Origin of the sequence: Pseudomonas sp. LAMO17WK12:I5 (assembly GCF_900215165.1) — a bacterium.
Classification (GTDB): Bacteria; Pseudomonadota; Gammaproteobacteria; order Pseudomonadales; family Pseudomonadaceae; genus Aquipseudomonas; species Aquipseudomonas putida_A.
Genome location: NZ_OBDS01000016.1, coordinates 1 through 15,909, shown reverse-complemented (window position 1 = coordinate 15,909; position 15,909 = coordinate 1). Strand labels below are relative to the sequence as shown.

Annotated in this window: 16 protein-coding genes and 1 pseudogene; 5 read left to right on the top strand and 12 right to left on the bottom strand. The window is 60.0% G+C overall.

The features are described 5' to 3' along the window. The first annotated feature begins 87 nt into the window (after positions 1-87). From trpB to CRO59_RS25390, 3 genes are all read left to right on the top strand, one after another. Positions 88-1,320 carry a tryptophan synthase subunit beta gene (gene trpB / locus CRO59_RS25400; protein WP_041074734.1) on the top strand — a complete coding sequence of 411 codons (1,233 nt, stop codon included), beginning with the start codon at positions 88-90 and terminating at the stop codon, positions 1,318-1,320. Continuing rightward, a complete protein-coding gene (gene trpA / locus CRO59_RS25395) occupies positions 1,320-2,132 on the top strand; it encodes a tryptophan synthase subunit alpha (protein WP_096797304.1) in 813 nt (270 codons plus the stop codon). The genes trpB and trpA overlap by 1 nt, the downstream gene beginning before the upstream one ends. Before the next feature lie 121 nt (positions 2,133-2,253). Next, entirely contained in the window at positions 2,254-2,694 is a 441-nt protein-coding gene (locus tag CRO59_RS25390) for an anti-virulence regulator CigR family protein (RefSeq protein WP_027610197.1), read from the top strand. Positions 2,695-2,779: 85 nt separating this feature from the next. On the opposite strand, the gene CRO59_RS25385 is transcribed toward CRO59_RS25390, so the two are convergent. The 11 genes from CRO59_RS25385 to CRO59_RS25335 all read right to left on the bottom strand — a co-directional run bounded on the left by CRO59_RS25385 (position 2,780) and on the right by CRO59_RS25335 (position 12,899). After that, positions 2,780-4,741, bottom strand: a complete 1,962-nt coding sequence (locus CRO59_RS25385; RefSeq protein WP_027610196.1) for a DUF4105 domain-containing protein — start codon at positions 4,739-4,741, stop codon at positions 2,780-2,782. Beyond that, on the bottom strand, positions 4,738-5,058 hold the full coding sequence (locus tag CRO59_RS25380) for a DUF2388 domain-containing protein (RefSeq protein WP_007911662.1): 321 nt from the start codon (positions 5,056-5,058) through the stop codon (positions 4,738-4,740). Before CRO59_RS25380 ends, CRO59_RS25385 begins: the two co-directional genes overlap by 4 nt. A gap of 42 nt (positions 5,059-5,100) precedes the next feature. After that, positions 5,101-5,406, bottom strand: a complete 306-nt coding sequence (locus tag CRO59_RS25375) for a DUF2388 domain-containing protein (protein WP_027610195.1) — start codon at positions 5,404-5,406, stop codon at positions 5,101-5,103. Between the two features lie 108 nt (positions 5,407-5,514). Further along, entirely contained in the window at positions 5,515-5,832 is a 318-nt protein-coding gene (locus tag CRO59_RS25370) for a DUF2388 domain-containing protein (protein ID WP_007962831.1), read from the bottom strand. A 134-nt stretch (positions 5,833-5,966) separates the two neighbouring features. Further along, entirely contained in the window at positions 5,967-6,176 is a 210-nt protein-coding gene (locus CRO59_RS25365) for a DUF1127 domain-containing protein (RefSeq protein WP_027610194.1), read from the bottom strand. 255 nt (positions 6,177-6,431) lie between these two features. Beyond that, on the bottom strand, positions 6,432-6,647 hold the full coding sequence (locus CRO59_RS25360; protein WP_007962833.1) for a DUF1127 domain-containing protein: 216 nt from the start codon (positions 6,645-6,647) through the stop codon (positions 6,432-6,434). Between the two features lie 320 nt (positions 6,648-6,967). Beyond that, complete coding sequence (locus CRO59_RS25355; RefSeq protein ID WP_027610193.1) at positions 6,968-8,461, bottom strand: acetyl-CoA hydrolase/transferase family protein; 1,494 nt, start codon at positions 8,459-8,461, stop codon at positions 6,968-6,970. 213 nt (positions 8,462-8,674) lie between these two features. Further along, on the bottom strand, positions 8,675-10,108 hold the full coding sequence (locus tag CRO59_RS25350; protein WP_007962843.1) for an NAD(P)(+) transhydrogenase (Re/Si-specific) subunit beta: 1,434 nt from the start codon (positions 10,106-10,108) through the stop codon (positions 8,675-8,677). After that, positions 10,108-10,428, bottom strand: coding sequence for an NAD(P) transhydrogenase subunit alpha (locus CRO59_RS25345; protein WP_003220416.1), 321 nt, complete (start codon positions 10,426-10,428; stop codon positions 10,108-10,110). Before CRO59_RS25345 ends, CRO59_RS25350 begins: the two co-directional genes overlap by 1 nt. A 15-nt stretch (positions 10,429-10,443) precedes the next feature. Next, positions 10,444-11,565: a Re/Si-specific NAD(P)(+) transhydrogenase subunit alpha gene (locus CRO59_RS25340; protein WP_007962844.1), complete on the bottom strand. Its 1,122-nt coding sequence runs from the start codon at positions 11,563-11,565 to the stop codon at positions 10,444-10,446. Positions 11,566-11,999: 434 nt separating this feature from the next. After that, on the bottom strand, positions 12,000-12,899 hold the full coding sequence (locus CRO59_RS25335) for a LysR family transcriptional regulator (RefSeq protein WP_097090188.1): 900 nt from the start codon (positions 12,897-12,899) through the stop codon (positions 12,000-12,002). Between the two features lie 157 nt (positions 12,900-13,056). On the opposite strand from CRO59_RS25335, the gene CRO59_RS25330 reads away from it, so the two are divergent. Then, on the top strand, positions 13,057-14,238 hold the full coding sequence (locus CRO59_RS25330; RefSeq protein ID WP_003220420.1) for an acyl-CoA dehydrogenase: 1,182 nt from the start codon (positions 13,057-13,059) through the stop codon (positions 14,236-14,238). Between the two features lie 13 nt (positions 14,239-14,251). Continuing rightward, positions 14,252-15,472: a CaiB/BaiF CoA-transferase family protein gene (locus CRO59_RS25325; protein ID WP_027610190.1), complete on the top strand. Its 1,221-nt coding sequence runs from the start codon at positions 14,252-14,254 to the stop codon at positions 15,470-15,472. A gap of 212 nt (positions 15,473-15,684) precedes the next feature. On the opposite strand, the pseudogene CRO59_RS28840 reads toward CRO59_RS25325, so the two are convergent. Beyond that, positions 15,685-15,909, bottom strand: a pseudogene (locus tag CRO59_RS28840) (hypothetical protein); the annotation flags it as partial.

Below are 15,909 nucleotides of genomic sequence, written 5' to 3'. Positions count from 1 at the left end.
GTGGCGATCTTATCGGTTTTCAGCCTGGAAGGTCAGGGGTAGAGTGGACGCCATTGTCTTCTCACCCGAATTCACCTGGAGCACATCATGACCCAGACTTCGAACACCTCCAACCTGCGCAGCGGCCCTGACGATAACGGCCTGTTCGGCGCGTTCGGCGGCCGCTACGTGGCGGAAACCCTGATGCCGTTGATCCTCGATCTGGCCCGCGAATACGAAGCGGCCAAGGAAGATCCGGCGTTCAAGGAAGAGCTGGCCTACTTCCAGCGTGACTATGTCGGTCGTCCGAGCCCGCTGTACTTCGCCGAGCGTCTGACCGAGTTCTGCGGCGGCGCGAAGATCTACCTCAAACGCGAAGAGCTGAACCACACCGGCGCGCACAAGATCAACAATTGCATCGGCCAGATCCTGCTGGCGCGGCGCATGGGCAAGAAACGCATCATCGCCGAGACCGGTGCCGGCATGCACGGCGTTGCGACTGCCACCGTGGCCGCACGTTTCGGTCTGGACTGCGTGATCTACATGGGCACCACGGACATCGAACGTCAGCAGGCCAACGTGTTCCGCATGAAGCTGCTGGGCGCCGAAGTGATTCCGGTGGTGGCCGGCACCGGCACCCTGAAAGACGCGATGAACGAAGCGCTGCGTGACTGGGTGACAAACGTCGACAGCACCTTCTACCTGATCGGCACCGTGGCCGGCCCGCACCCGTACCCAGCCATGGTGCGCGACTTCCAGGCGGTGATCGGCAAGGAGACCCGCGAGCAGCTGCAAGCTCAGGAAGGTCGTCTGCCGGACAGCCTGGTGGCGTGCATCGGTGGCGGTTCCAACGCCATGGGCTTGTTCCACCCGTTCCTTGACGACCAGAGCGTCGAGATCATCGGCGTCGAAGCGGCCGGTTACGGCATCGAAACCGGCAAGCACGCGGCGAGCCTCAATGGCGGCGTACCGGGTGTGCTGCACGGCAACCGTACCTTCCTGCTGCAGGACGACGATGGCCAGATCATCGACGCCCACTCGATTTCCGCCGGCCTCGACTATCCCGGCATCGGCCCTGAGCACGCCTGGTTGCATGACATCGGCCGCGTCCAGTACACCTCGGTCACCGACGACGAAGCCCTCGCTGCGTTCCACCAGTGCTGCCGCCTCGAAGGCATCATCCCGGCGCTGGAAAGCGCCCATGCGTTGGCTGAAGTGTTCAAACGCGCACCGAAACTGCCGAAGGATCACCTGATGGTGGTCAACCTCTCCGGCCGTGGCGACAAAGACATGCAGACCGTCATGCATCACATGGAACAGTCGAAGCAGGAGAAACACTGATGAGCCGCCTGCAAACCCGTTTTGCCGACCTCAAGCAACAGAATCGCGCCGCGCTGGTGACCTTCGTCACCGCCGGTGATCCGGACTACGACACCTCGCTGGCGATCCTCAAAGGTTTGCCCGGCGCTGGCGCCGACGTGATCGAGTTGGGCATGCCGTTCACCGACCCGATGGCCGATGGTCCGGCGATTCAACTGGCGAACATCCGTGCCTTGGGCGCCAAGCAGAATCTGGCGAAAACCCTGCAAATGGTTCGCGAGTTCCGCGAAGGCAACAGCGACACGCCGCTGGTGCTGATGGGCTACTTCAACCCGATTCACATGTATGGCGTTGGGCGTTTTATCGCTGATGCCAAGGAAGCGGGCGTCGACGGTCTGATCGTGGTCGACATGCCGCCAGAGCACAATAATGAACTGTGCGACCCGGCACAGGCTGCAGGTCTGGACTTCATCCGCCTGACCACCCCGACCACTGATGATGCGCGTCTGCCGAAAGTGCTCAATGGCAGCTCGGGCTTCGTTTACTACGTGTCGGTGGCCGGTGTGACCGGTGCCGGTGCGGCGACTCTGGAACACGTCGAAGAGGCGGTCACCCGTTTGCGTCGCCACACTGACCTGCCGATCAGCATCGGTTTCGGTATTCGTACTCCAGAGCAGGCGGCGTCCATCGCTCGTTTGGCGGACGGGGTGGTGGTGGGTTCGGCACTGATCGATCACATCGCCAATGCGACCACGCCGGCCCAGGCTGTCGATGGCGTGCTGGGTCTGTGCAAGGCGCTGTCCGAGGGCGTGCGTCAGGCCCGCGTCAGCTGAAGGTAAAGTTCCTGATACAGAGGAATTAGCGCCTCACATCACGGCCTAATTGAGCAAGACCGAGGGATTCAGAACCACGTTCTGAATCCCTTTTTGCTGTTGGTGCAGTGAGGAAGACTTGATGAAAATGCCGAAACGTCTGATTGCCGGACTGGGCGTGCTGATGCTCAGCGCGACGCCGCTGCTGGCCAGCGCCGATCCACGCGATGATCATGACCACGGCGGCCCGCAGCAGGGCCACTACGATAACCGTGGTGACGATCACCGTGGCCCGCAGAACGACCACCGTGGCGGCCCGCCACACGACTTCGGCCCGGTACGCCAGACCATTCGCGACAATCACGGCTACTTCGTGCGCGGCGCACCGCCACCTCCGGGAATCCATCTGGAACGCGGCCGGCCGTTACCGCACGGGTATTACGGCGAGCGGCTGGACGGTCGGGCGTTGAGTCGTCTGCCGGTTTATCCGGGTTATGAGTGGCGCCGCGCCGGGGGCGATATCGTGCTGATCGCAGTGGGTACCGGGATCGTTTACGAAATTCTGGATGGTGTTTTGTACTGATTTACAGGCAATAAAAACATCGCAGCCTGCGGCAGCTCCTACATTTATCTCTGTAGGAGCTGCCGCAGGCTGCGATCTTTTGCTTTCAGGGCAATTCCAGTCCGCCGGACGCCTTGTGCAGTTTGCGTAGATGCTCGCCGATCTGCTTCACGTTGGCTTCGCTGGCGGCAATTTCGGCCGCTCGCTTGGGTTCCAGCAACTTGCGCACTTCCTTGTCCAGATCGCCGCTCAGCGCCAGCAGTTGTTTCTGGCGTTGGGCGCTTTCGTCTTGCAGGCGCTTGAACTCGCTCGGTTGCGGCAGCCCGTAGCCGCGGCTGTCGAGCAGTTCCGCCGGACGACTGAGGAAGCCGCTGTTGGCGAGAATTTCCTGCAGGGTGGCGTTGGCCTTGTCCATGCCGCCGTTTTCCAGCTCCCGAGCGCCGAGGTAACGCTGCTTGACCTCGTCCTGGGCCAGCAGCAACTGACGGCGATAGCTCGCCTGTTCCAGCAGGAGCAATGCAGCGCTGGTGCGCAGGTCTGCACGTTCGAACCACTGGCGACGTTCCTCGGCAGACAGCGATAGCCAATCTTCGACGCTGGTTTGCTTGATCGGCAGCTGCTTTTTCAACACATCGAACATCGCCTGATAGCGATCGCGGAACGAGTCGAAGCGATAACCCAGGCGCAGCGCTTCCTTGGGATTGTCGAGCACGCTGGTGTCGGCCAGGCCACGGCCTTTGAGCACTTCCAGCAAACCGTTGGGCATGATGCTGTCCAGGCCAATCAGTTGCTTGTTATTGCTGCCGCTGCGCAACAGCTTGAGGCTTTCCACGGCGCAGTTGTTGGACAGGAAGAAGTAGTTGCCGTCGTAACTCCAGTGCATCTCGGCGGCGTGTTCGACCACCTCTTCAATCTCCGTGCGCGACAGATTCAGCGGCACTGAAGCGAGGCTGCGCAGTTCGGTCTTGGTGTATTCGTCGATCACTTGGGCCAGTGGCAGCACGAACAACCGCGACGGGTACTTGCCGACCAGGCCGTCCCAACTCGACAGCTGCACATCACCGACAAAGGCGCGGTAGGACAGCACCAGATGCTGGTCCAGATCGAGCCGGCAATCCGGGCCACGTGGTCGGCCCGGCGCACAGATCACCAGACGCAACATGCTGTGGCCCCAGCGGCTGACCCAGTTCTGGTTGGCTTCTGCCAGCAGATAATCGACGGCGTACACCCGCTCCGGGTCGACCTGGCCCAAGGGCTGTTTGGCGAAGTCGTTGCCGGCGTTGAGAAAGGCGAAGGTATTGCTGCAGGTGTCCTTGGCCGGTGGTGCCCAGCCGAAGCGCGCCTTGTAGTAGCGATAGAGCGCCGGACGGCGACACGCGTAGCTCGGGTCGAGGAGGAAATACTCCATGTTGACCGCGACAAACTCTTTCGGACTGGAGATCTCATACAGGTCCGGACTGCGGGCCACCTGACGGTTGTGCTGTTCACGCTCGCCGCGGCGCCCGACGTACTGTTGCCAGCCGGCGAGATCTAGCAGACGTGGATCATCGCTGAGGGTAAAGCGGCGCTCGGTCTGGCCTCGGCACTCGTCGGGAATGCCGACCAGGCCGGCGCTGTTGCTGCGGCGAGTGCAGCGCTGGATCAGCGTGCGTTCGGCGGCGGGCCACAGACGCGCGCGATCGTAAATGTGGGTGAGTTCGTGCAGCACCGTTGCCAGCAGTTCCTGACGCACAGTGCCATGGGGGCGATTGGTTTTCTCTGTGGCCGCGCTGCCGTCGGTGAGACCGGCGAGCAGTTTGCGGTTCAGGTCGAGCTCGGCAACCAGGGTCGCCTGGCCGTAGGCGTTACCGGGCATGTCGTCGGTCCAGCCGACATCGATGCGCCGGTCCAGTTGTTCGACGAAGCTGGGCGGCAACTTGTGCATGGCTTCATCGAGCAGCGCCTGGCTGGCCTGCTGCTGGGCGGGGCTCAGGCCGTCGGTCTTGAGCCGCAATTGCAGGCTGGCGTGGGCGCTGTTGCCAAGCAGCAACAACGCCCCGGCCAGTAGCCAGGCGCCAAGTGACTTCACAGGGCGAGGATGGCTTCGGCGAGCACCTGATCACTGGCGTCGCGGGCTTCCGGCACGCGCGTGCGCAAGGTGTTGAGGGCGGCTTCCAGGTGCGCACCGCGGATATCGCCGTTGGTGGCAACGAAGCTGGCCGCATCGTCGTGGGCTTCGCGGATGATTTTCGAATCGCGAATCGACGTCGTGGTATCGGAGGTGAAATCGATGGTGCGCTGGGAGGCACGAACGATGATGTTACTGGTGGCTACCAGGGTGTGTGCCTGGGCCACATCGGCCAACAAAAACAGGCCAAGGGCGGCAGCAATCAGCGGGCTACGCATGGAACGACTCCGGAGGGCAATGTTAACGAGGGATCATGATAACTATTGGACGAGAATTGCCTGTGCCAGTTCAAGGTCGCTGACATGAAGTTTTGGTCGGGATTTGCGCAAGTAATGCAGGGCGGATTCGAGCTGCGCGCCGCGCAATTGACCGTCACTGGCAACAAACGCCGCCGCGTCATCGTGAGCGGCGATGATCAGTTTACGGTCGAACGGTGCGGAAGACACCATTCCGGTCGCCCAAACGCTGACCACGGTGTTTTGTGTGGAGACATCAAAGGCATCGACCGAGGTCGCCCAGAAGGCACTGACCAATACGCAAGGGAAAAGCAGTCTGAATAAACGCATGAGACTCGGTAACGGTTAACGAGCTTCAAGGCTAGCGCAAATGCCCGGGCCAGAGCCAGCGGCGAAACATCGGGACACGACTGGCGTGCCCCGTGCTGCAACGGCGGATCAGATCGCGAGGATGGCTTGCGCCAGTTGGAAGTCGGTCGCGTTCAGTTGTGGTGCCTGATGACGGATCAGGTCCAGAGCACTTTCCAGTTTCACGCCGCGAATCTGGCCTTCACTGGCGACGAAGCTAGCAGCGTCGTCACGGGCGGCGATCACGACTTTGTTGTCACGCAGCGAAGAGCTGACATCGGAGGTGGCGTCCGAGGAGGATTTCAGCGCGCCAACCACGGCGTCGGTGGTCACAATGAAGCTGGAGGCACTGGCGTTGGCAGCCACGGCCAGCAAGGCGGCAGCGCTGAGCAGGCGAAGACGGGACATGGTGGATCTCCTGATAGTAAACCGTATTGAGAGGTGGCTTGTGTCTGATGAGTCAGACGCGGGTTACAGAAGATTCGCCACGTTCTGGCGTGGATATTAGGCCTGCGCGCGAGGTTCTGACAGTGGGCAGAATGCTAGCGCCAGAAGGGTTTCTCCAGTTCTCTGAGCCGATCGGCATGGCTGAGGCCCAGATCCGCTAGGTCGCGCTGGTCCAGTTGAGCCAGCAGGCGCCGCGTCCTGGCGCGCTCCAGTCCTTGCCACAGGGGGCGAAACAAGCGCCGCAACGGGTGCGAGTGAGCGCGGGGTAGAGTCGAAGCTGTCGAAACATCCTGTAAGCCTTTCATGGCGTTTTCCTTAAACCGAGGAGGGTTAAGGACATGCTGCGCCCGATGCAGTTTGGCGAGCAGATACACTCATGAAAAATTGTACTGGTTCAGATTTTGTTTATTGAGAACTGTATCTGTACTTTGATTATTCTGCTGTACGGGCATTTTCGAACCCTGAAACGACAAAACCCGTCGCGGTTTCCCGCGACGGGTCTTGTGTGTTCAATTCGGGTTGCTGGCGGTGGGTCTGACGACCAGAGCCAGCGACGCTACTTAGCGCCAGAACGGCTTGCTCAGCTCTTCGTAGCGTTGTGCTTCGCTGATACCGGCGTCAGCCAGCAGGCGCGAATCCAGACGAGCCAGTTGGTGGCGGCTGGAGATGCGGCGCTGCCACAACATCAGGTTGGCGATAACGCGCAGAGGCAGGGAAGCCTGGTTTTTTGCAGCTTTGTCTTCGAAGAACAGTTCGGAACTGAGTGTACGTTCCATGGTTGACATCCTTCCGCTTGTGGCGGGATCAGGTAGTGGTTTAACTGGTGCCCATGATCCTCTCGTTTGCCTAGTCTCTCTAGATACAGTTCAACTGTATTGTGAGTGACCAGTTAACTGTTTATAGGGGGTGTACGGGTCGAAATTGAGCAAACTGTACCTGTCAGCACTAATGTGGTGCGTTTTTGCTCAATTCGAGGAAGGAGGTAGGCAAAATCTGTAGGAAACAACCGGTACAGCAGTACAGTTTTTTCCAGATGTGGCGGGTTAAAAAATCCGCTGACACAAACTGTGTTTGCATCAGCGGTTTGACTGTGTGATTACACCGCGAGCATGCGTCCGGTTTCTTCCAGGTTGATGTGCCAGCTCAGGGCTTCTCGCAGGATGTGTGGGGTATGGCCGCCGATGGCGCACGCTGCGGTGAAGTAGTCGTTCAGCGCCTGGCGATAGTCCGGGTGTACACAGTTGTCGATGATCACCCGGGCGCGCTCGCGCGGGGCCAGGCCGCGCAGGTCGGCCAGGCCGATTTCGGTCACCAGGATGTCGACGTCATGCTCGGTGTGGTCAACGTGGCTGACCATCGGCACCACGCTGGAAATGGCGCCGCCCTTGGCGATCGACTTGGTCACGAACACCGCGAGGTGTGCGTTGCGCGCGAAGTCGCCCGAGCCACCAATGCCGTTCATCATCCGCGTACCGCAGACATGGGTGGAGTTGACGTTGCCGTAGATGTCGAACTCCAGCGCAGTGTTGATACCGATGATACCCAGACGACGCACCACTTCCGGGTGGTTGGAGATTTCCTGCGGGCGCAGCACCAGTTTGTCCTTGTACTTCTCCAGGTTGCCGAACACGTCGCTGTTGCGCCGCTCCGACAAAGTGATCGAGCTGCCCGACGCAAAGCTCAGCTTGCCGGCGTCGATCAGGTCGAAGGTCGAGTCCTGCAGCACTTCGGAGTACATGGTCAGGTCTTCGAACGGCGAATCGATCAGGCCGCACATCACCGCGTTGGCGATGTTGCCGATCCCGGCCTGCAACGGGCCGAGCTTGTTGGTCATGCGCCCGGCATTGACTTCCTGCTTGAAGAAGGTGATCAGGTGCTCGGCGATGGCATTGGTGTCGACATCCGGGGTCGACACCGTGGACGGCGAATCCGCCTGCTGAGTGATGACGATGGCGACAATCTTCTCCGGCGGGATCGGGATCGCGGTGCTGCCGATGCGATCGTCGACTTTCACCAGCGGGATCGGCGTGCGCGTCGGGCGATAGGTCGGGATATAGATGTCATGCAGGCCTTCGAGGTTGGCGTTGTGCGCCAGGTTGATCTCGACAATCACCTGCTTGGCGAAAATCGCGAAGCTCGCCGAGTTGCCCACCGAGGTGGTCGGCACGATGTGGCCTTGCTCGGTGATGGCCACGGCTTCGATCACCGCGATGTCCGGCAGCTTCAGTTGCTGGTTGCGCAGTTGCTCGACGGTTTCCGACAGGTGCTGGTCGATGAACATCACTTCGCCGGCGTTGATTGCCTTGCGCAAGGTGCTATCGACCTGGAACGGCATGCGCCGCGACAACACGCCGGCCTCGGTCAGTTGCTTGTCGAGGTCGTTGCCCAGGCTCGCGCCGGTCATCAGGCTGATCTTCAGCGGCGTGACCTTGGCTCGCTCGGCCAGTGCGTGAGGGACAGCTTTGGCTTCGCCCGCGCGGGTGAAGCCGCTCATGCCGACGGTCATGCCGTCTTCAATCAGCGCGGCGGCGTCGGCGGCGCTCATCACTTTATCCAACAACGAAGGCAGGCGAATACGGTCACGGTACATGGATTATTTCTCGGGAAGCGAGTAGCAGGATGCGCAGTCTAGTGAATTTCGCGGGCGCCTGTCCCGCTACCAAGGTCGCAAACGAGGCGTCTATTTAGCGGGTTTGAAGTAAAACACCGTTACCGGATCTGCAACAACGCGGCAAATTGTCCGACGCTGTGCGCAAACAAAAACGCCCCGACAAGTCGGGGCGTCCGGTGCAGCTGCGGAGGATTACTCCACCGCTTTGACCATGTCTTCGATGACTTTCTTCGCGTCGCCGAACACCATCATGGTCTTGTCCAGGTAGAACAGTTCGTTGTCCAGACCGGCATAACCGCTGGCCATCGAGCGCTTGTTGACGATGATGGTCTTGGCCTTGAACGCTTCGAGAATCGGCATGCCGGCAATCGGCGATTTCGGATCGTTCTTGGCGGCCGGGTTGACCACGTCGTTGGCGCCGAGTACCAGCACCACGTCGGCCTGGCCGAACTCGGAGTTGATGTCTTCCATCTCGAACACCTGGTCGTAAGGCACTTCGGCCTCGGCGAGCAGGACGTTCATGTGCCCCGGCATGCGACCGGCCACCGGGTGGATCGCGTACTTCACGGTCACGCCACGGTGGGTCAGTTTCTCGGTCAGTTCTTTCAAGGCGTGCTGCGCGCGGGCCACCGCCAGGCCGTAACCCGGGACGATGATCACGGTGTCGGCGTTGGTCAGCAGGAAGGTTGCGTCGTCGGCCGAACCGGATTTAACCGGACGGGCTTCTTTCGCTCCGGCAGGTCCTGCGTCAGCCGTATTGCCGAAACCGCCGAGCAATACATTAAAGAAGGAACGGTTCATCGCCTTGCACATGATGTACGAGAGAATCGCACCGCTCGAACCCACCAGCGAGCCGGCAATAATCAGCATCGAGTTGTTCAGCGAGAAGCCGATACCCGCTGCAGCCCAACCCGAGTAACTGTTGAGCATCGACACCACCACCGGCATGTCGGCGCCGCCGATCGGGATGATGATCAGCACGCCCATCACGAACGCCAGGGCCAGCATCAGCGCGAACGCTGCGAGGTTGCCGGTGAGCATGAAGGTCACGCCCAGCACCAGTGTCGCCAGACCCAGTACTGCGTTGAGCTTGTGCTGACCGGCAAACTGTACCGGTGCGCCCTGGAACAGGCGGAACTTGTACTTGCCCGACAGCTTGCCGAAGGCGATCACCGAGCCGGAGAAGGTGATTGCACCAATCGCCGCGCCGAGGAACAGCTCCAGACGGTTGCCCGCCGGGATCGAGTCGCCCAGTTGTTTGACGATACCCAGTGACTGCGGCTCGACCACCGCGGCAATGGCGATGAACACCGCCGCCAGACCGATCATGCTGTGCATGAACGCGACCAGCTCCGGCATCTTGGTCATTTCAACGCGCTTGGCCATGATCGAACCGGCGGTGCCGCCGATCAGCAGGCCGACGATCACGTAACCGATACCCGCAGTCGCCAGTTCCGCACCGAGCTTATAGATGAGGCCGATGGTGGTGAGGATGGCCAGCGCCATGCCGAGCATGCCGAACAGGTTGCCGCGCCGCGAGGTGGTCGGGTGCGACAGGCCTTTAAGGGCCTGGATAAAGCAGATCGACGCGATCAGGTAGAGCGTCGTGACGAGATTCATGCTCATTACTTCGGCGCCTCTTCTTTTGCTTTCGGGGCTTTCTTCTTGAACATCTCAAGCATGCGGCGGGTGACCAGGAAGCCACCAAACACGTTGACCGCAGCCAGTGCCACGGCGAGGGTGCCCATGGTCTTGCCTAGCGGCGTGACGGTCAGCGCAGCAGCGAGCATGGCGCCGACGATTACAATTGCCGAAATGGCATTGGTCACCGCCATCAACGGCGTGTGCAGCGCAGGTGTAACGTTCCAGACCACGTGGTAACCGACATAAATCGCCAGCACGAAGATGATCAGGTTGTAGATACCGGGGGAGATAAGCTCTTCCATCGTCTGAATCCCTGCTTAGGCGTTTTTGCGGATGACTTGGCCGTCGCGGCACATCAGGCACGCGGCGACGATGTCGTCTTCGAGGTTGACGTCGAACTGGCCTTCTTTGGTGAACACCAGCTTGAGGAAGTCCAGCAGGTTGCGGGCGTACAGCGCCGAGGCGTCTGCAGCGACTTCACCGGCCAGGTTGGTCGGGCCGACGATGGTCACGCCGTTCTCGACCACGACCTGATCGGCGACGGTCAGCGGGCAGTTGCCGCCCTGAGCTGCCGCGAGGTCGATGACCACCGAGCCCGGCTTCATCTGCGCCACGGTGTCTGCGCTCAACAGTGTCGGCGCCTTGCGGCCCGGGATCAGTGCGGTGGTGATGACGATGTCGGCCTGCTTGGCGCGTTCGTGCACAGCCTGGGCCTGACGTTGCATCCAGCTCGCCGGCATCGGGCGAGCGTAACCGCCGACACCGACCGCGCATTCACGCTCTTCGTCAGTCTCGTAAGGCACATCGACGAACTTGGCGCCGAGGGATTCGATCTGTTCCTTAACCGCCGGACGCACGTCAGACGCTTCGATCACCGCACCCAGACGTTTCGCCGTGGCAATCGCCTGCAACCCGGCCACGCCGGCACCCAGAATCAGCACGCGCGCCGCTTTCACGGTGCCCGCAGCGGTCATCAGCATCGGCATGAAGCGCGGATAGTAGTGCGCGGCCAGCAACACCGCCTTGTAGCCGGCGATGTTTGCTTGCGACGACAACACATCGAGACTCTGCGCCCGAGAGGTACGTGGCGCTGCTTCGAGGGCGAACGCGGTGATCCCGCACTCGGCCATTTTGGCGATGGTGTCGTTATTGAAGGGGTTGAGCATGCCCACCAGCACCGTGCCGCGCTTGATCAGCGCCAGTTCGGCGTCGCTGGGGGCGACCACTTTGAGAATCAGCTCGGCGCCGAACGCATCGTTGGCACTGCCAATGGTTGCGCCCGCCGCTTCATAGGCACTGTCGACAACGCTGGCTTTAACGCCGGCGCCGGTTTGCACAGTGACCTTATGACCTTGGCTGATCAGCTTTTTAATGGTTTCCGGGGTTGCAGCAACCCGTGTTTCACCGGTCTGGGTTTCGAGAGGAACACCAATGTGCACGTCAAATCTCCTGCGTGATCTTATTGAGTAAACCCAGGCACTGCGGATGGTGCGACTGGGGCGGCCGATCAGCACGATCCCGCCAAATCAGGGCGGGGCGCGGCATTTTGCAGGCGAACTTTATGCCCTTCAAGGGATTATGACGGGTGACGGAAAATTAACTACAAGTCATCCCGTGACCGAATGTCGCAGATGGCCAGTTGAATCCCTTGCAGGCCGTGCCTTGCAAGGATTCTGGCTGAATTTGAAAAAATTTCTCATCGGCGGCGTGAATAGGCCGTAATGAGTCGTGGATGGAGGCTCAAAGCCACGTCTTCAGGCGCTTGTGGGACGTCTGTACGACTTTCGGATACAGTCTGTGATTTTGCGACAAATACTTATATCTGTAGGGCTTTGATTTTCCTGACTACCGGGTTAGTAATCGCTGTAAGCCTTTATCCTTCTAGGCTGTAGCTGTTTGCCTGATTGACCAGCCAATCGCGAAAAGCCTTGAGTGATGCCGATTCGACCTTTCGCTCCGGAATCATCAGGTAATACGCCTTGATGCTGGAAAGCGCATTCGGGTTGGCGACCACCAGGCGTTTCTCGGCCAGTTCGCGCTGAATCAGAAACGGTGGAATCAGCGCGATGCCCATGTCGTGCATGGCCGCTTGGGCCAGCATGGAGAATAGCTCGTAGCGCGGACCTGTCATGTCGCGTGGGATGTTCAGGTGCTGCGAATTGAACCATTGGCGCCAGGCGTAGGGGCGAGTGGTTTGCTGCAACAGAGGCAGCTCGGCAATCTCGTTGGGTGTCAGATGTTTCTTGCTGCCGAGGAGAGCGGGGCTGCATACCGGCATCGGATTTTCGCCCATCAGCCTGTGGGATTCGGTACCCGACCAATCGGCGTCGCCAAAGTAGATCGCTGCGTCGAAATCGGTGTCGGCAAACAGGAACGGACGAGTGCGGTTGGTCAGGTTGACGGTGACCTCGGGGTGCTTGAGCTGGAAGTCCTTGAGCCGTGGCAGCAGCCATTGCGTGCCGAAGGTCGGCACCACCGCCAGTTCGATCACGTTGGTGCCTTGCTGGCCCATCACCGAGAGCGTGTCGCGCTCGACGGCGTCCAGTTGCGTGGCCACCCGACGGCTGTAGGAAAGTCCCGCTTCCGTCAGCTTCACTCCACGTCGCGAGCGCCGGAAAAGCTCCACACTGAGGAACTCCTCAAGGCTGGCGATCTGTCGGCAAATGGCGCCTTGGGTGAGGGAAAGTTCTTCGGCAGCCTTGGTAAAGCTTTCGTGGCGAGCGGCGGCTTCGAAGCTGATCAGGGCGGTGGTGCTGGGGATCTTTCTGCGCATGTACGTCAACCTCACTAATGCGCCGCATAAAAGGCATTCAGCGACGTTTCGGAGTGAGAAATTAGCACAACAGGATGCGAAATCCTCGTTTGCTGCGCTGGCGAACCGGGCCTAGGATCAATGCCACGTTAATTCACCGATTTGCGAGGACACACTCATGGGCGGTAAAGCTAGCTTCAATTGGATCGATCCCCTGCTGCTGGATCAACAGCTCACCGAAGAAGAGCGCATGATCCGTGACACCGCCGCCCAATTCGCTCAGCAGAGCCTGGCGCCCCGCGTGCTTGAAGCTTTCCGCCATGAGAAAACCGACCCGGCGATCTTTCGCGAAATGGGCGAAGTCGGCCTGCTCGGCGCGACCATCCCTGAGCAGTACGGCGGCAGCGGCCTGAACTATGTCAGCTACGGCCTGATTGCTCGCGAAGTGGAGCGTGTCGACTCCGGCTACCGCTCGATGATGAGTGTGCAATCGTCGCTGGTAATGGTGCCAATCAACGAATTCGGCACAGAAGCCCAGAAACAGAAATACCTGCCGAAACTGGCCTCCGGTGAATGGATCGGCTGCTTCGGTCTGACCGAGCCAAACCACGGTTCCGACCCGGGTGCGATGATCACCCGTGCGCGCAAAGTCGACGGCGGCTACAGCCTGACCGGCGCCAAGATGTGGATCACCAACAGCCCCATCGCCGACGTATTTGTAGTCTGGGCCAAAGACGATGCCGGCGACATCCGTGGCTTCGTACTGGAAAAAGGCTGGAAGGGCCTGAGCGCACCGGCGATTCACGGCAAGGTCGGCCTGCGCGCCTCGATCACCGGCGAAATCGTCATGGACAACGTGTTTGTCCCGGAAGAGAACATCTTCCCGGATGTGCGCGGTCTGAAAGGCCCGTTCACCTGCCTGAACTCCGCACGCTACGGCATCTCTTGGGGAGCCTTGGGAGCTGCCGAGTTCTGCTGGCACACCGCTCGCCAGTACACCCTCGATCGTCAGCAGTTCGGGCGTCCATTGGCCGCTACCCAACTGATCCAGAAGAAGCTGGCCGACATGCAGACCGAGATCACTCTGGCGCTGCAAGGCTGTCTGCGTCTGGGGCGCATGAAGGATGAGGGCACTGCGGCGGTCGAAATCACTTCGATCATGAAGCGCAACTCCTGTGGCAAGTCGCTGGATATCGCTCGCATGGCCCGTGACATGCTGGGTGGCAACGGTATCTCTGACGAGTTCGGTGTGGCCCGTCATCTGGTCAACCTGGAAGTGGTGAATACCTATGAAGGCACCCATGACGTTCACGCGCTGATCCTCGGTCGCGCGCAAACCGGTCTGCAGGCGTTCTATTAATAGGAGAACGACCATGGGCGCGCTGTCGCATCTGCGAGTACTGGATTTATCACGCGTGCTGGCCGGGCCGTGGGCCGGACAGATTCTCGCCGACCTTGGCGCCGAGGTGATCAAGGTCGAGCGCCCGGGCAATGGCGACGACACGCGCGCCTGGGGGCCGCCCTTCCTTAAGGACGCTTATGGTGAGAACACCAGCGAGGCGGCTTATTACCTGTCGGCCAACCGCAACAAGCAATCGGTGACGATCGACTTCACTCGCCCCGAGGGGCAGCAGCTTGTGCGGGACCTCGCGGCCAAGTCGGACATTCTGATCGAGAACTTCAAGGTCGGTGGGCTGGCTGCCTATGGGCTGGACTACGAGTCGCTGAAGGCGATCAATCCGGACCTGATCTATTGCTCGATCACTGGCTTCGGTCAAACCGGGCCGTATGCCAAGCGTGCCGGTTATGACTTTATGATCCAGGGGCTGGGCGGGCTGATGAGCCTGACCGGTCGTCCTGAAGGTGATGAAGGCGCCGGGCCGGTGAAGGTGGGAGTGGCGCTGACGGACATTCTTACGGGGCTATATTCGACCGTGGCGATTTTGGCGGCGCTGGCTCATCGTGATCACGACGGTGGCGGGCAGCACATCGATATGGCTTTGCTGGATGTACAGGTCGCATGCCTGGCGAACCAGGCAATGAACTACCTGACTACTGGCAATGCGCCGAAACGACTGGGTAATGCACACCCGAACATCGTGCCTTATCAGGACTTCCCGACGGCCGACGGTGATTTCATTCTTACCGTTGGCAATGACGGCCAGTTCCGCAAGTTTGCCGAGGTGGCGGGCCAGCCGCAGTGGGCGGACGATCCGCGATTCGCGACTAACAAGCTGCGGGTGGCTAACCGCGCGGTGTTGATTCCCCTGATCCGCCAGGCGACGGTATTCAAGACCACCGCCGAATGGGTGGCGCAGTTGGAGCAGGCGGGCGTGCCGTGTGGGCCGATCAATGATCTGTCCCAGGTGTTTGAGGATCCGCAGGTGAAGGCGCGGGGGTTGGCGATAGAGCTGCCGCATGCACTGGCGGGGATGGTCCCGCAGGTGGCGAGTCCGATCCGGCTGTCGCAGACGCCGGTCGAGTACCTTCGCGCGCCTCCTTTATTGGGCGAGCATACGTTGGAGGTTTTGCAGCGAGTGCTGGGTCTGGGCGCTGGCGCGGTAGAGGCACTCAAGGCTGATGGAGTGCTTTGAGTATCGCTTCTATATAGAAGAAGGCTGTTTCCTGCCTATATATAGATGGATTTGTGCGTTTTTTAACCGATCTGTAAGTTGTTGAAAGAAAACTGAAATTAACGGTTGACGGCAGATTCAGGAAGTCTATAATTCGCCCCACTTCCGGCGCAGTCGAAACGGAAAACTCCTTGAGATTCAATGAGTTACGCAGTTTTCGGCAGCGGCTTGCTTCAGTTCATCGAAGCCTGGAAGGAGTTGAAAGAGCGGTGATGCTTGGCTCTTTTGACGGTTCGATCTTCTCGGTCGAAAGCGGAGAAAAAGAGGTGTTGACAGCAGCGTGTAACGCTGTAGAATTCGCCTCCCGCTAACGAGAGATCGGAAGCGCAAGTGGTTGAAGTTGTTGAAGAAATCTTCGAAAACTTCTGAAAATAATCACTTGACAGCAAATGAGGCTG

Excerpts from the sequence above, each read along its gene's own strand:
- trpB (WP_041074734.1), top strand. The coding sequence starts at position 88 with ATGACCCAGACTTCGAACACCTCCAACCTGCGCAGCGGCCCTGACGAT.
- trpA (WP_096797304.1), top strand. The coding sequence starts at position 1,320 with ATGAGCCGCCTGCAAACCCGTTTTGCCGACCTCAAGCAACAGAATCGC.
- CRO59_RS25390 (WP_027610197.1), top strand. The coding sequence starts at position 2,254 with ATGAAAATGCCGAAACGTCTGATTGCCGGACTGGGCGTGCTGATGCTC.
- CRO59_RS25380 (WP_007911662.1), bottom strand. The coding sequence starts at position 5,058 with ATGCGTAGCCCGCTGATTGCTGCCGCCCTTGGCCTGTTTTTGTTGGCC.
- CRO59_RS25375 (WP_027610195.1), bottom strand. The coding sequence starts at position 5,406 with ATGCGTTTATTCAGACTGCTTTTCCCTTGCGTATTGGTCAGTGCCTTC.
- CRO59_RS25370 (WP_007962831.1), bottom strand. The coding sequence starts at position 5,832 with ATGTCCCGTCTTCGCCTGCTCAGCGCTGCCGCCTTGCTGGCCGTGGCT.
- CRO59_RS25365 (WP_027610194.1), bottom strand. The coding sequence starts at position 6,176 with ATGAAAGGCTTACAGGATGTTTCGACAGCTTCGACTCTACCCCGCGCT.
- CRO59_RS25360 (WP_007962833.1), bottom strand. The coding sequence starts at position 6,647 with ATGGAACGTACACTCAGTTCCGAACTGTTCTTCGAAGACAAAGCTGCA.
- CRO59_RS25355 (WP_027610193.1), bottom strand. The coding sequence starts at position 8,461 with ATGTACCGTGACCGTATTCGCCTGCCTTCGTTGTTGGATAAAGTGATG.
- CRO59_RS25350 (WP_007962843.1), bottom strand. The coding sequence starts at position 10,108 with ATGAGCATGAATCTCGTCACGACGCTCTACCTGATCGCGTCGATCTGC.
- CRO59_RS25345 (WP_003220416.1), bottom strand. The coding sequence starts at position 10,428 with ATGGAAGAGCTTATCTCCCCCGGTATCTACAACCTGATCATCTTCGTG.
- CRO59_RS25335 (WP_097090188.1), bottom strand. The coding sequence starts at position 12,899 with ATGCGCAGAAAGATCCCCAGCACCACCGCCCTGATCAGCTTCGAAGCC.
- CRO59_RS25330 (WP_003220420.1), top strand. The coding sequence starts at position 13,057 with ATGGGCGGTAAAGCTAGCTTCAATTGGATCGATCCCCTGCTGCTGGAT.
- CRO59_RS25325 (WP_027610190.1), top strand. The coding sequence starts at position 14,252 with ATGGGCGCGCTGTCGCATCTGCGAGTACTGGATTTATCACGCGTGCTG.